Annotated in this window: 14 protein-coding genes; 9 read left to right on the top strand and 5 right to left on the bottom strand. The window is 64.5% G+C overall.

The features are described 5' to 3' along the window. The first annotated feature begins 6 nt into the window (after positions 1-6). Complete coding sequence (locus tag V6B08_RS15190; RefSeq protein WP_341982375.1) at positions 7-2,217, top strand: PAS domain-containing sensor histidine kinase; 2,211 nt, start codon at positions 7-9, stop codon at positions 2,215-2,217. Positions 2,218-2,466: 249 nt separating this feature from the next. Here V6B08_RS15190 and V6B08_RS15185 read toward each other — a convergent pair whose 3' ends face one another. From V6B08_RS15185 to V6B08_RS15175, 3 genes are all read right to left on the bottom strand, one after another. Then, the gene (locus V6B08_RS15185; RefSeq protein ID WP_341982373.1) at positions 2,467-3,117 is read right to left on the bottom strand and encodes an HAD family hydrolase; all 651 of its coding nucleotides are present in this window, start codon (positions 3,115-3,117) and stop codon (positions 2,467-2,469) included. A 48-nt stretch (positions 3,118-3,165) separates the two neighbouring features. Further along, positions 3,166-4,161 (bottom strand): protein-methionine-sulfoxide reductase catalytic subunit MsrP, encoded by a 996-nt coding sequence (msrP, locus tag V6B08_RS15180; RefSeq protein ID WP_341982371.1) that lies wholly within the window; start codon positions 4,159-4,161, stop codon positions 3,166-3,168. Between the two features lie 113 nt (positions 4,162-4,274). Next, positions 4,275-4,745, bottom strand: a complete 471-nt coding sequence (locus tag V6B08_RS15175) for a Dps family protein (protein ID WP_341982369.1) — start codon at positions 4,743-4,745, stop codon at positions 4,275-4,277. A gap of 178 nt (positions 4,746-4,923) precedes the next feature. On the opposite strand from V6B08_RS15175, the gene folP reads away from it, so the two are divergent. The 3 genes from folP to thiD are packed head-to-tail and all read left to right on the top strand — an operon-like array spanning position 4,924 to position 7,976. After that, a complete protein-coding gene (folP, locus tag V6B08_RS15170; protein WP_341982367.1) occupies positions 4,924-5,757 on the top strand; it encodes a dihydropteroate synthase in 834 nt (277 codons plus the stop codon). Between the two features lie 55 nt (positions 5,758-5,812). Beyond that, on the top strand, positions 5,813-7,156 hold the full coding sequence (gene glmM / locus V6B08_RS15165; RefSeq protein ID WP_341982365.1) for a phosphoglucosamine mutase: 1,344 nt from the start codon (positions 5,813-5,815) through the stop codon (positions 7,154-7,156). 10 nt (positions 7,157-7,166) lie between these two features. Then, positions 7,167-7,976 (top strand): bifunctional hydroxymethylpyrimidine kinase/phosphomethylpyrimidine kinase, encoded by an 810-nt coding sequence (thiD, locus tag V6B08_RS15160; protein WP_341982363.1) that lies wholly within the window; start codon positions 7,167-7,169, stop codon positions 7,974-7,976. Here the strand turns inward: thiD and V6B08_RS15155 are convergent. Both V6B08_RS15155 and V6B08_RS15150 read right to left on the bottom strand, forming a co-directional pair. Continuing rightward, positions 7,973-9,403, bottom strand: a complete 1,431-nt coding sequence (locus V6B08_RS15155) for an L-lactate permease (RefSeq protein ID WP_341982360.1) — start codon at positions 9,401-9,403, stop codon at positions 7,973-7,975. The two genes, thiD and V6B08_RS15155, sit on opposite strands and share 4 nt — an antisense overlap. After that, positions 9,396-10,808, bottom strand: a complete 1,413-nt coding sequence (locus V6B08_RS15150; RefSeq protein WP_341982358.1) for an aminotransferase-like domain-containing protein — start codon at positions 10,806-10,808, stop codon at positions 9,396-9,398. The genes V6B08_RS15155 and V6B08_RS15150 overlap by 8 nt, the downstream gene beginning before the upstream one ends. 105 nt (positions 10,809-10,913) lie before the next feature. Between V6B08_RS15150 and V6B08_RS15145 the strand changes: the two genes are divergently transcribed. The 5 genes from V6B08_RS15145 (at position 10,914) to V6B08_RS15125 (ending at position 14,148) form a co-directional block, all read left to right on the top strand. Beyond that, complete coding sequence (locus tag V6B08_RS15145; protein WP_341982356.1) at positions 10,914-11,180, top strand: DUF1127 domain-containing protein; 267 nt, start codon at positions 10,914-10,916, stop codon at positions 11,178-11,180. Positions 11,181-11,212: 32 nt separating this feature from the next. Further along, positions 11,213-12,010 carry a PhzF family phenazine biosynthesis protein gene (locus tag V6B08_RS15140; RefSeq protein ID WP_341982353.1) on the top strand — a complete coding sequence of 266 codons (798 nt, stop codon included), beginning with the start codon at positions 11,213-11,215 and terminating at the stop codon, positions 12,008-12,010. 106 nt (positions 12,011-12,116) lie between these two features. Further along, a complete protein-coding gene (locus V6B08_RS15135) occupies positions 12,117-12,590 on the top strand; it encodes a GNAT family N-acetyltransferase (RefSeq protein WP_341982351.1) in 474 nt (157 codons plus the stop codon). 63 nt (positions 12,591-12,653) lie between these two features. Continuing rightward, positions 12,654-13,523, top strand: a complete 870-nt coding sequence (locus V6B08_RS15130) for a crotonase/enoyl-CoA hydratase family protein (RefSeq protein ID WP_341982349.1) — start codon at positions 12,654-12,656, stop codon at positions 13,521-13,523. After that, on the top strand, positions 13,513-14,148 hold the full coding sequence (locus V6B08_RS15125) for a TetR/AcrR family transcriptional regulator (protein WP_341982347.1): 636 nt from the start codon (positions 13,513-13,515) through the stop codon (positions 14,146-14,148). The genes V6B08_RS15130 and V6B08_RS15125 overlap by 11 nt, the downstream gene beginning before the upstream one ends. Positions 14,149-14,163 lie beyond the last annotated feature (15 nt).

Genomic DNA, 14,163 nt, shown 5'->3' with positions numbered 1-14,163 from the left:
TCGCCTATGCGATCACAACCGGACCAGGTTATTCCGCGCCTGAACGAGCTGCTGGTGCGGGTGCGCCGGCCGTTCGACATGGTGGCGCAGGGCCTTGTCGCCTTCCTGGTCACGCAGTTGCTGCGCGATCATGTCGACGCTCTGTGGCGCTATAGCTATTTCGTCGGCATCGCGCTGGTGCTGGCGCTGCAATTCCTGCTGCATGCCCGTTTTCGCCTTGATCCCCGCCGCCGCGAGTTCGAACGTGCGGTCAACTGGCGGCGACTGTTCGGCGCGGCTTATTGCCTCAATGGCCTGCTGCTCGGCGCCATCCTGGCCGCCACGCTGATTGCACCGCGCACCGAAGAGACCATGCTGGCCTTGCTTTGCATCATGGGCATGGTGGTGTCGGGTACACTGACCGTGGCGGCACATCTGCCGCTGTCCGGCCTGATCGGGGTGCCGGCGATTTTGCCGTCAATCCTGTTGATGGCGTGGCGTGGCGACCGTGCCAGCCTGATCCTGGCCTTGGTGGGTGTGGTGCTGTTGGCGTTGCTGGCTGCTTTCGCCTGGCGGCTCAATCGCTATTTTTCGCGCGGCGCCCTGTTGGTCGGCCGGCTGCGCGCGACACTCCGCGAGCGCGATCGCGCCAGCGAGGCGGCGCAGGAAACCGAAAGCCGCCTGCGTTCGATCCTGGATACCGCGCCGTTCCCCATCGTGGTGGTGCGGCGCCGTGATGGCGGTTTCCTCTATTCCAATCGCCCAGCAGCGGAATTGTTCGGTATCGCCGTCGGTGTGGAAGCGATCCGCTCCAGGCTCGACCCGGCGCATCATGCCCGCATTTTCGACGGCAGTGATGCGAATCAGGAATTCCAGCTGATCACTGCGCGCGGCATGGTGATCTGGGCCACCATGGCGGCGGTGCCGATGCGCTATGCGGAAGAGGAATCGGCGCTGGTCGTGGTGAACGACATCACCGCGCGGCGCACCTCGGAAGTGAAGCTGCGGGAAGTGGAACAGCGCCTGCTCGATGCCGTCAGCGCCATCCCCGATGGCGTGGCGCTGTTCGGCCCGGATCAGAAGCTGCTGATCTGCAACCATGCCTATGCCGGCATTATCGGCTTGGCGCCGGATGCGGCCCGTGGCCTGAGCCATATCGATGTCTGCGCCGCATCGGTGCGGGCCCGGCCGCTGCCTGCCGAGGCCGGGGTGCAGACCGACTATGCTGCCTGGACCGCCGAGCGCATCCGTATCTTCGATGCGGCGCGCGGGGAGCCGCATATCTTCTACGACACCCGCGACCGCTGCTGGCTGCAGATCCGCGATTTCCGCCTGAGCGATGGCGGCACTGCCTCGCTGATCACCGACATCAGCGAGCTGAAGCGGCGCGAGCGCGACCTGCATGCTGCCAATGAGAGCCTGGGAAAACAGGCGGAGGAACTCGCGGCCCGCACCGAGACGCTGGAGACAGCGCGGCGTACCGCGATCAAGGCGTTGCAGGAGGCGGAATTCGCCAACCGTGCCAAGAGCCAGTTCCTGGCGCATATGAGCCACGAATTGCGCACCCCGCTGAATGCCATCATCGGCTTCTCGGAAATCATGGCGCTGCAATTGCTCGGCAGTTCCGGCGTGCCGCAATACGACCGCTATGCCGGCGATATCCTGGCTGCCGGCCGGCATTTGCTGGCGGTGATCGACGATATCCTTGACCTGTCCAAGGTCGAGGCCGGCAAGATGAAGCTGCATCTTGCCGAAGTGCCCTGGAGCCGACTCAAGGCCGATTGCCTCACTCTGGTGCGGCCGCTGGCTGCTGATCGCCTGGTGCAGCTTGTCGGGCCGACCGATTTCGATGGTCTGCCAATCACCGCCGATGAACGCCTGGCCAAGCAGATGCTGGTGAACCTGCTGACCAACGCGGTGAAATACACGCCATCCGGCGGGCGTGTGACCTTTTATCCCGAAATCCGCGAGGATGGGGGTGTCAGCCTCGTGGTCGAGGATACTGGCGTCGGTATGAGCCCGGCGGATATCGGCAAAGCACTGGAGCCGTTTGGCCAGGTGGACAGCGCGCTGGTTTCCCAGATGCGCGGCACTGGCCTTGGCCTGCCGCTGGTTAAGAGCTTGATCGAATTGCACAAAGGCCAGTTGGAGATCGACTCCGAGCGCGGCCGCGGCACTTGTGTGAAACTACATTTTCCGGTTGAACCGGCAGGGCCTGTCGAGCGACTGACTCCCTGAGTGTAGTTATGCAGTCGATGCATGGCTGGCCTGACAAATCGACGGATACTCAAATCGCCGTAACGGCATTATATCCATCCTCGTTAGATGTTGCGTCGCAGCATCTTCCGGTTTTTGGCTTCGGCCAGAAACTTGGCTGTGGACAGCTCCCCCGCTGTCCCGGCCGTCCGCGCGTCTCGCGCGCGGAGCCTCCCTGTTAAGACTTAACCGGCTGGGTTTCCCGGCCGGTTTTTTTTTGAGCAGACTGGATCAGTTCAGCTGCCCCAGTAGCGCGCCCATGTCGCGCAGCAATTCGCAGCCCAGGGCAGTGAAGGCCTGGTCGGCGCCAGAGGGTTCCGGGCGGAATGCCAGCACCCGCATGCCGGCGCGAATACCGGCCGTGGCGCCGGGCAGGCTGTCTTCCACCACCAGGCAATCACCCGGCAATGCGCCCATCCGCGCCGCCGCATGCAGAAACACATCGGGTTCCGGCTTGCCGCGCGCCACCTGTTCCGCACTGAAGATATGCGCGCCGAAATGCGGCCGCAGCCCGGTCAGTTCCAGGCTCAGCGCGATTTTCTCAAGGTCTGAGGAGGACGCGACGCAGCGCGGCAGGGCGAGGGCTTCCAGCATTGCCGGCACGCCTGGGATCGGCTGCAATTCGGCGCGCATGCGGGCATAGGTGGCTTCCTGCAGCGCGTCCCGGAAACCCTCGGGGATTTCCAGGCCATAATGCTCGCGCGCATGCTTGAAGCAGCTCTGCAGGTTGAGGCCGGTGAAGTCTTCCGTCACCCGTGCTTGATTGATGCTGGCATCGAGACCCAGCGTCACCAGCTTTTCATAGAAGACGCGGTTGGCCAGCGGCTCGGAATCCACCAGCGTGCCGTCGAGATCGAAGATAACCAACTTAGGCGTAGCCATGTCGCGTCCCGCGAAAACATCAGGGACGCGAACTATAGCGCGCCGCCCCTACATGAACAGCTTCCGGCCGGTGCCGCCCTCGATATCCTTGTAGAGCGCAGCCACCTGCTCGCCATAGCCATTATAGATCACGCTTGGGATGCGCTTGCCGGTGCCGATAATCTCTTCCGTCGCCTGGCTCCAGCGCGGATGCGCCACCGCCGGATTCACATTGGCCCAGAAGCCGTATTCATCCGGCGCCAGGCCTTCCCAGAAGGTGCGCGGGCGTTCGTTGGTGAAGGAAAAGCGCACGATGGATTTCACCGACTTGAAGCCGTATTTCCACGGTGTGGCGAGCCGGATCGGTGCGCCCATCTGCTTTGGCAGCGGCTTGCCATAGGCGCCGGTGACCATGAAGGCCATCTCGTTCATTGCTTCCGCCATGCTGAGGCCTTCGGTATAGGGCCAGGGATACCAGTCCTGGCGCTGGCCGCGGGCCTCGTCGCTGCGCACGAAGGTTTGCATGCGCAGGTATTTCGGATCGCCCGCCGGCTTGGCGAATTTCACCAGCTCGCTGAGCTGGAAGCCGCTCCATGGCACCGTCATCGCCCAGGCTTCAACGCAGCGGAAGCGGTAGATGCGTTCTTCGACCGGCATCTTGCGGATCAGCTCCTCGGCATCGATCTCAATCGGCTTTTCCACCATGCCGTCGATCTGGATGCGCCAGGGCTTGATGGTCAGCTTCTGGGCCGAGTCCGCGATGTATTTGTTGGTGCCGAATTCGTAGAAGTTGTTGTAGTTGGTTGCGACCTTTTCTTCGGTCAACTCGCGGCCGGCCTGATAGGCCTCGTTGCGCTTGGCCGGGTAGAGTTCCGGCGCCACCAGGCCAGACGTTTGGGGAGCATTCTTGGCCTGTGCCAGGGCTGTACGCCCAATCCCGCCAGTGGCGGCCACGGCGGCGGCACCGGCCAGGCCGAAAATCGCCGAGCGCCGGTCGAGGAAATACCGCTCCGGCGTGATCTCGCTTTCCTTGATCTCCCAGCCGCGCTTGCGTTTGATCAGCATTGCTGTTCCTGCCCTGAAATGAAAACACCCGGCGTGGAAGGTAGTCCTTCCGCCGCCGGGTGCCAATCAAGCTTGAGTGAGCGCCACGGCCGCCCGCTCACGAAAAGCGGCGCTTACTTCTCCAGCAGCGAACGCAGCATCCACGCGGTCTTTTCATGCACCTGCAGGCGCTGGGTCAGCAGGTCGGCGGTCGGCTCGTCGCTGGCCTTCTCGGCCGCAGGGAACACGGCCCGGGCGGTGCGCGCCACGGCCTCGTGACCCTTCACCAGATCCTTGATCATGTCGGTGGCGGACGGGATCGATTCCACTTCCTTGATGCTGGAGAGCTTCACGAACTTGGCGTAGGTGCCCGGCGCCGGGAAGCCCAGGGCACGGATACGCTCGGCAATGGCATCCACCGCCAGGGCAAGTTCGTTGTAATGGGTCTCGAACATCAGATGCAGGGTCTGGAACATCGGGCCGGTGACGTTCCAATGGTAGTTATGGGTCTTGAGGTAGAGCGTGTAGGTGTCGGCGAGCAGGCGCGACAGGCCATCCGCGATCTTCTTCCGGTCCTTTTCGGCAATGCCAATATCGATTTCCATGGGGACACTCCTTCTTATATGCCGTGCTTGTCTGTTTGGGACGAGACTAGAATTACTCTAGAAATGTGGCAACAGATTGGTTTGGCAATGAGTTTTCCGCTATTTTCTATAGCGGTTCCAATTCGCAAGGCAGGCGAGATGGTTGCGATGCCGAATCGAACGCGATAGGAACGCCGGTATGACGGATCTGGCCCCCATGCTCGGCTGGGATTGGTCGCGGCCCATTGTCATGGGCATCGTCAATGCCACCGACGACAGCTTCTCCGGCGATGGCCTCGGTGCCGCCACGGATGCCGCCATTGCCCAGGCCCGCAGCATGGTGGCGCAGGGCGCGGACGTAATCGATATCGGCGCGGAATCGACCCGCCCTGGCGCCCCGGCGATTGCGCCCGAGGCGGAAATCGCCCGCCTGTTGCCAATCCTCGATGGCCTGCGGGAACTCGGCCGTCCGATCAGTATCGACACCCGCCATGCCGCCACGATGCGTGCTGTGCTTCAGGCCGGCGCCGCCATCATCAACGATATCAGCGCGCTGGAAGACGATCCGGCGGCCATGGATGCTGTTGCCGGCAGCAACTGCATGGTGGTGCTGATGCACAAGCAGGGCCAGCCTGCCAGCATGCAGCAGGCGCCGCGCTATGATGACGTGGTGGCGGAGGTGCTCGGCTATCTGGCGCACCGCATTGCCGCCTGCGAAGCGGCCGGCATTGCCAAGGCCCGCCTGATCGTCGATCCCGGTATAGGTTTCGGCAAGACCCAGGCGCATAACCTGGCCCTGATGCAGGCCCTGCCGCGTTTCGGCGACCTGGGTTGCCCGGTGCTGCTGGGCGTCTCGCGCAAGAGTTTCATTGGCCACCTGACCGGTGAGACGGTGCCGACCATGAGGATTCCCGGCTCGGTCGCTGCCGCGCTCTGGGGGGCTGCCCATGGCGCCCATATCCTGCGGGTGCATGATGTAGACAAGACCGTTCAGGCGCTGCGGGTTTGGCAGGGTCTGGAGGGTAGCGTATAATTCCGCCACATTCTCACCGAGTCGCCCGAGGCTCCCCGGCTTTCCCAGAGGCTTTATGTCACGACGCTTTTTCGGCACCGATGGTATCCGCGGCCTGGCCAATGCCGAGCCGATCTCGGCGGCGACGGCGCTGAAAGTCGGCATGGCCGCCGGTGCCTATTTCACCCGTGGCGATCATCGTCACCGGGTGCTGATCGGCAAGGACACCCGGCTTTCCGGCTACATGCTGGAGCCCGCCCTGGTGGCCGGCTTCACTGCCGTGGGCATGGATGTGTTCATGGTCGGGCCGATGCCGACGCCGGCGGTGGCGATGCTGACCCGGGCGCTCCGCTGCGATCTCGGCGTCATGATCTCGGCCTCGCACAATCCCTATCACGACAACGGCATCAAGCTGTTCGGTCCCGATGGCTACAAGCTCTCGGATGCCGCCGAGTCCGAGATCGAGGCGATGATCCTCGGCGAAGCGCAGCCGCCGCTGGCAGACTCCGCCAGGCTCGGCCGCGCCAAGCGCCTGGAAGACGCCGGTGGCCGCTATGTCGAATTCGCCAAGGCCACATTGCCCAAGGGCCAGAAGCTCGCGGGCCTCAAAGTGGTGGTCGATTGCGCCAATGGTGCCGCCTACAAGGTGGCGCCGAATGTGCTGTGGGAACTGGAAGCCGATGTCATCGCCATCGGCGTGAAGCCCGATGGTTTCAACATCAACAAGGAATGCGGCTCCACCCATCCGCGCGGGCTGCAGCAGGCGGTGCTGGAGCATGGTGCCGATCTCGGCCTGGCGCTGGATGGCGATGCCGACCGCCTGGTGATGGTGGACGAGCGCGGCCAGGTGATTGACGGCGACCAGCTCATGGCCATCGTCGCCGAAAGCTGGCTCGCCCAGGGCAAGCTCAGCCGGGGCGGCCTGGCGGCCACGGTGATGTCCAATCTTGGCCTGGAGAAATTCGTCAACGGCCTCGGCCTTGAACTCACCCGCACCAAGGTCGGCGACCGCTATGTGCTCGAAGCGATGCGCGAGCATGGCTACAATCTCGGCGGCGAACAGTCCGGCCATATCATCCTGTCCGACTTCGCCACTACCGGCGATGGCCTGATCGCCGGCCTGCAGGTGATGTCGGCGCTGGTCGACTCGGGCCGTAAGGCTTCCGAATTCTGCCGCCGCTTCGAGCCGTTTCCGCAGGTGCTGAAGAATGTGCGCGTGCAGGGCGCCGAGCCACTGCAGCTTCCCGCCGTGCGTGACGCGATCAAGGCCGGCGAGGCGCGGCTGGCCGGCAATGGCCGCGTGCTGATCCGCCCGTCCGGCACCGAGCCGCTGATCCGCGTGATGGCCGAGGGTGAGGATGAGCGCCTGGTCAGCGATGTGGTCGACAGCATCGTCGCTGCGCTTGAGCGCGCCGCGTGAGTCGCCGCCAATGAGCGTGAACAACCGCAACCGCGGCCGTGTGCTGATTGTCGCCGGATCGGATTCCGGCGGTGGTGCTGGCATCCAGGCTGATATCAAAACCGTCACGGCTCTTGGTGGCTATGCTGCCACGGCAATCACGGCGCTGACCGCGCAGGACACCATCACGGTACACGCGGTGCATGATGTGCCGGCGGAATTCGTGGCGCAGCAGATGCGCGTGGTGCTGCGCGATATCGGCGCCGACGCGATCAAGACCGGTATGCTGAACCGGCCCGAGGTGATCCATGCCATTGTCGAGGTGCTGGATGAACTGGCACCCGACGTGCCGCTGGTGGTCGACCCGGTGATGGTGGCCAAGGGCGGAGCGCGGCTGTTGCAGCCCGAAGCCGAGGTGGCGCTGATCGAGCAATTGATCCCGCGCGCGGCGGTGATCACACCAAACCTGCCGGAAGCCAGCGCGCTGATCGGCCGCACTATTGCCGATGCGGCGGCAATGGAGCCGGCGGCACGCGACCTGCTGGCGCTGCGCCCGCGCGCCGTGCTGCTGAAAGGCGGCCATCTGGAGGGTGATGAACTGGTGGATCTGCTGCTTGATCACCATGGCGTGCAGCGCTTTACCAGTACAAAACTGCATACCCGCTCGACGCACGGCACCGGCTGCACGCTGGCCTCCGCGATTGCCACCGGCCTGGCGCTCGGCCAGCCGCTGGCCGAGGCTGTGACCGATGCACGCCGCTATGTGCGCCGCGCCATGGAAACCGCGCCCGGCTTCGGCCAGGGCCACGGCCCGCTCAACCATGGGCATCGAATAGTCTAAGCGTTCAACAGCAGGATCAGCAGTGCCACCAGCATGGCACTGGCCAGCATCAGCCCGCCATAACCGAGCGAGGCGCGCAGCACGGCGCGCTCCTGTCCAGGAATGCCAGCGAAGGCGCAGGCCAGCGCCAGCTTGCCGGGGAACAGGCTGTTGATTAGGCTGCCGGTGGTGTTCTGCAAACCGGCCAGCCACAGCACCGGCATGCCGCTCTGTTCCGCCAGCGCCACCTGGATCGGCAGCATCAAGCTGTTGGACGCTGTGTTCGAGCCGGTGAGCAGGCCAGCGAGGCCGGAAAAAAGTGGCGTGCCGAGCGGCGCCAAGCTGCCGGCAAAGCCATTCCATTGCATTGCGAGCTCGGCTGCCATGCCGGAGCCGGCATAGAGCCGCGCCATGATCAGGAATAGCAGGGTGGCACCGATGGAAAGCCGGCCGCCGCGCCAACTCTGCGTTGCGATGGCCGGCAGGCGGGCGAGGCCACCTTGCAGGGCCAGGGTGATCAGTGCGGCGAATAGCAGCAGCGTGCCGGCATAATGCAGCAGGGGAAAGGCCGGCATGTCCGGAAAGGGACGCCAGACCAGCACGGACTGCAAGGTGGAGGCGATGCCGGGCAGCAGGCGGGTTAACAGCAACAGCCCCAGCAGCAGGCCATAGGGCAGCACCAGCCGCCAGGCGACGCGGCCAGCAAGGGCATCGCGCCAATGCAGCAATGCCAGCAGCGGCGCAGTGGCAAGCAGGCCGGCAGCATCGACAATGCCGGCATGATTGGCGGCGATCAGCAGGCCGATCAGCGCCAGCAGCAGCACCAGTTCACTGAACTTGTCGCGCCGGTCACCCGTGATGCCGCTCAAGTCGAGGCCGCGCCAGAACCAGGCCAGCATTACCAGCAGCGATGGCGCGATCACCAGGGCGGAATGAAAGCCAAAGCCTTGCAGCGGCAGATGCACCAACGATGCCCCGATCAGCGTGCCGATGCCGAGGGCGCCCCAGGGCACCAGCATCTGGCTGGCCAGACTCAAGACCGCGGCACGCAGCGGCGCGATGCCGAGGCGCAGCAAGCCGCCGATGGCGACGGCGAAGCCGACGCCGAAGCCGATGGCGGATTCCACCACCGGCGCGGCGATGAAACAGAGCACGAAGGCATGCAGATGCGGGCGGCGCGGTGCGGTATCGGGGCTGCCACTGCTGCTGCCGAGGGTGTGATGAAAGATCAGGCCGCCCAGCACCATGGCGCCGGAAAGCAGTGCCAGCCAGGCGCCTTGCAGCATTTCAGTCCAGACCAGCGGCCAGTAATCCTGCTGGGTCAGTGCTGCTGCCAGCAGGGTGGCGAGCAATCCGGCGCCGCCGGCATAGAGCAGCGGCAGCCGGCTGCCGAGCACCAGCGCGCCGACCAGCAGGATCGGCGCCAGGTAGGCAAGCGTGTTAAACAACGCCGCGGCGGGCTTCGGGGCGGCGGTCGAGCAGGCCGCGCAGGCGGCGCAGGCCTTCGGTCAGTTCCTCGCGGCTCGGCGAGGGGGCGAGCGACACGCGCACCCACGGCGCCGGATTCTGCCGGTGGTCCGGCACGAAAGACGTGCAGCCGGCAATGCGCACGCCCTGCATCAGCGCCTGTGCCGTGAAATCATTCGACTGCCATGGCTCGGGCAGTTCGACGAAGCAATGCAGGCTGGCCGGATGGCTCTTCAGGCGGTAGCCGGCGAAGATCTCGGCGGCAAGCTGCTGGCGCGCAGCGGTTTCGACGCGCAATTGCTCCAGCATCGCTGCGGCGGTGCCGTCCTCGATCCATTGCCGCACGATTTCCTGGTTGAGCCGCGGGTTATTCACGGCGACGGCATGCTGCGCATCGGCGAAACGCTCGATCAGCGCCAGCGGCGCCGCCAGCCAGCCGACCCGCAGGCCCGGCGCCATGCATTTCGAGGCACTGGTGATGTAGATGGTGCGCTCCGGCGCCAGCGCGGCGATTGGCAAGGGCCGCTCAGAGATGATGAAGCCGTACACATCGTCCTCGACGATGGTGAGGTCATGCCGCCGCGCTACGTCGATGATCGCCTGGCGGCGTTCCAGCGGCATGGTAGCATTGGTCGGATTATGGATGGTCGGCTGCAGCATCACCATGCGGGCGCCGGTCTCGCGCACGGCTTCGTCCAGCGCGTCGGGCAGCATGCCGTGCTCATCCATCGCCACAGCATGCAGCGTTGCCGAGCGCAGCCGGGCATTCTCATGGATGCCGCCATAGGTCAGGCTTTCCACCAGCACGGTCTCGCCCGGTTCGACCAGAGCAATCATCACGATGGCGATAGCCTGTTGCGCCCCGGCAGTGGCGATCACCTGTTCGGGCGAAAGCTTGAGCCCGGTGCGGCCGATCCATTGCGCGGCTGCCGCGCGGTGCGCCGGATCGCCGAGGCTGCGGCTGTAGCCGAGCAGATGCTCAAGGCCACCGCGCGCCGCCAGGGTGCGCAGCGAGCGCCGCAGGATGGCATCGTAGTCGGGCAGCATCGGTTCGTTATGCGACAGCTCGATCAGGCTGGGCAGGCGCAGGCTTTGCACCGGCGCCAGCTCGCCAAGCGCTTCGCTCGCCGGCGAGTCGTCGTTGCTGGTGCGCACGAAGGTGCCGCGCCCGACCTCGCCGGAAAGCAGGCCCTTCTGCTCGGCCAGCATGTAGCCGCGACTCACCGTGCCAACCGTGACGCCCAGCTTCCAGGCCAGATCGCGCTGCGGCGGCAGGCGGCTGCCGGGCGGCAATTCGCCGGAGCGGACAGCGGTTTCGATGGCCGTGGCCAATGCCTGGTAGCGCGGGCCAGGGAATTGTTCGAGGTTGGGCGTCCATATTGTCATGGTGACAATATTTGCATTGACTGCATCAATGTGTCAATGACAAATTCAATCCAGACATTGAACCAATGCAATGTCACTCAAATTGATGGAGAAAGAGACAGTGTCATGGCTGAATGCATCGATACAATTGGACGGAGCGTCTATTTAGGTCCGGCGGAACGGCTGTTCGGGTCGTTTGGTCGGGCCATGGACAAGGCGGGAGCTGCGATCGCCGTAGGGGCGAGCGCCATGGTGGTTTCGCTGCTCGAGTGGCAGCGGCGGGCCGAGGAACGGGCGGCGTTGCACGCCGTGTCCGATGAACTGCTGAAGGATGTTGGCTTGACCCGCGCGGATGTCGCCGCCGAGGCCGGCAAGCCCTTTTGGCTTCGATAAATTCTGAACGGCTGGGCTAGTGGAGTCCTGCAATGCAATTGCCGATCTACCAGGTCGACGCCTTTGCCGATGCCGTATTCGCCGGCAATCCGGCAGCCATTGTGCCCCTCGAGGCCTGGCTGCCGGATGCCACGATGCAGGCCATCGCGGCAGAGAATAATCTCGCCGAAACGGCCTTCTTCGTGCCGGAGGGCGGGGCGCGCTATGGCCTGCGCTGGTTCACCCCGGCAGCCGAAGTCGATCTCTGCGGCCATGCAACGCTCGCCACCGCCTGGCTGATTTTTAACAAGCTGCGGCAGGATCTGAATGCCGCCACCTTTGCCACCCGCAGCGGCGACCTGCATGTGACGCTGTCTGGCGAGTCGGGCCGCATCACCATGGATTTCCCCGCCCGTATCGGCCAGACGATGGCTGCGCCGCCGCCGGTCTTGCTGGCAGCACTGGGCGGCCAGCCGCTTGGCGTGCTCGAATCCGCCGCCTATATGGCGGTCTATGCCACGGCAGACGAAGTTCGCGCGCTGAAGCCGGATATGTCCGGCCTGGCCAGCTTGGAGAAATACGGCATCATCGCCACCGCGCCGGGCGACCGGCCGGGCATCGACTGTGTTTCGCGTTTCTTCGCGCCACGTGTCGGCGTGCCGGAAGATCCGGTCACCGGCTCGGCGCATTGTTCCATCGTGCCCTATTGGGCCGACCGTCTCGGCAAAGCCGAGATCATCGCCTACCAGGCCTCTGCCCGCGGTGGCACGCTGTATTGCCGGGCCGCCGGCGAGCGCGTGTTCATGGCGGGCAAGGCGGTGCTGTTCCTGGAGGGCAGCATCCGCCTCTAGAATGCGAATCGGCCGCGTCGATGTCCCCCGAAGGACGCGGTTGTAGGGCGGGGTGCGCTGTCCCTGTTGCGCGCCCCGCCCGCACTCATTCGCAAAGGCTTGTCCCATGCCAAACGTCATTATCCGTCCCGCCAGCAGCGATGCCGATCTCGATGAGGTCCGCCGCCTGTTCCGGGCCTATGCCGATTCGCTGGATTTCAGCCTCTGTTTCCAGGACTTCGACGCCGAGCTTGCTGACTTGCCAGGCAAATATACCGGTGCCAAGCGCGGCTGCCTGCTGCTCGGGCTGGTCGATGGCAAGGTGCTTGGTGTCGTCGGCCTGCGCGATCTAGGCGAGGGCATCGCCGAGATGAAACGGCTCTATGTCGCGCCGGAGGCACGCGGGCTGAAACTCGGCCTGCAACTGGCGGAAGCGGTGATCGAGGAGGCGCGGATGCTGGGCTATAAAGCCCTGCGGCTCGATACGCTCCAGCGCATGGTGGAGGCCAACCGGCTCTACGACCACCTCGGCTTCAGCGATATTCCCGCCTATTACCACAATCCGATGCCCGACACCCGGTATCGCGAGCTGAAATTATGAACATTGTTCATTTTAATGAACGATGATAGTATCCGGCCCATCAATAAGGATGGGAGGCAATAAATGAGCAAAGAACCGCCGAGCAGCAAAGAGCCTGTGGTGCTCTACGAGCGCGATGGCCGCATCGCCCGTATCACCCTGAACCGGCCGGAACATCTCAACGCCATCAACGACGAACTGCCCGATGCCCTGAAAGCCGCCGTTGAGCGCGCCAATTGGGATGATGCAGTACATGTCATCGCGCTGACCGGCGCCGGCCGCGCCTTCTGCGCCGGCTATGACCTCAAGGCCTATGCCGAGGCGCCGCGCCCGGTGAAGGGCAGCCAGGACATGCCCTGGGACCCGATGGTGGATTACCAGTGGATGCGCCATTGCACCGATTGCTATTTCAGCCTCTGGCGCTCGCTCAAACCCGTGGTGACCAAGGTGCGCGGCTTTGCCGTGGCAGGCGGCAGCGACATCGCACTTTGCTCCGATCTGGTGGTGATGGCCGAGGATGCCCGCATCGGCTATCCGCCAGCCCGCATCTGGGGCTGCCCGACCACGGCGATGTGGGTTTATCGCCTGGGCGCTGAACGCGCCAAGCGCATGCTGCTGACCGGCGACCTGATTGATGGCCGCACCGCCAAGGAATATGGCCTGGTGATCGAGAGCGTGCCGGAGTCGCAGTTGGACGACTATGTCGAGGACCTGCTCGGCCGTATCGCCAGTGTGCCGAAGAATCAGTTGATGATGCAGAAGCTGATGGTGAACCAGGCGCTGGACAATATGGGGCTGAATTCCACCCAGACGCTGGCCACCGTGTTCGACGGCATCACGCGGCATACGCCGGAAGGCATTGCCTTCAAGGACCGTTGCGAACAGGTCGGCTTCAAGGCGGCGGTAAAGGAACGCGATGGCGGTGATCCGCTGTCGTGGAAGAATGCCCGCTAGCGTCGAACAGAAACAGGGCCGCCGCGCGGCATTGCGGAGCTTCAAGCGCGAAGCCATCCTCGATGCCGCGCGCGGTGTCTTCGCCGCGCAGGGGCTGGAAGGCGCCACCATCCGCGCCATTGCCGAAGCCGCCGGCATCGCGCCCGGCACGGTGTATCTGCAATTCGAGTCCAAGGAGGCGATCTATGCCGAGATGCTGCAGGCATCGCTGGCCGACCTGCTGAAAAGCATGCGCGAGGCGGTGGATCCGGCGGCCCCGCCGGAAGCACGCCTGCTGGCCGGCGCGCTCGGCTTCTACCGTTTCTATCAGCGCCGCCCCGAGGATCTGCATCTCGGCCTCTATCTCGCCCAGGGACTGAAGCCCATCGGCCTCAGCCCGCAACTGGACCGCATGCTGAATGGCCGCCTGATCCAGTGTTTCGCGCTGCTTGGCGATGCTATCGGCGGGCTTGGCATTACAGAGCCTGAGCATGTGCGTGCCGAAACGGTGGAATTGGCCACCAGCATTTGCGGCACGCTGCTGCTGCAGGCCACCGGAAGGCTGCGGATGCTCGGCGACGAGGGCGAAATGGTCCTTACCCGCCAGGTCGGGCACGTGGTCGAGCGCTTGCGCGGGCGGCGATAAACCGCGAACATGGCA

The sequence above is a fragment of the Ferrovibrio sp. MS7 genome, assembly GCF_038404985.1.
Lineage (GTDB): Bacteria > Pseudomonadota > Alphaproteobacteria > Ferrovibrionales > Ferrovibrionaceae > Ferrovibrio > Ferrovibrio plantarum.
The sequence above is the reverse complement of the archived record's forward strand: the minus strand, read 5'-3'. Positions and strand labels throughout refer to the sequence as shown.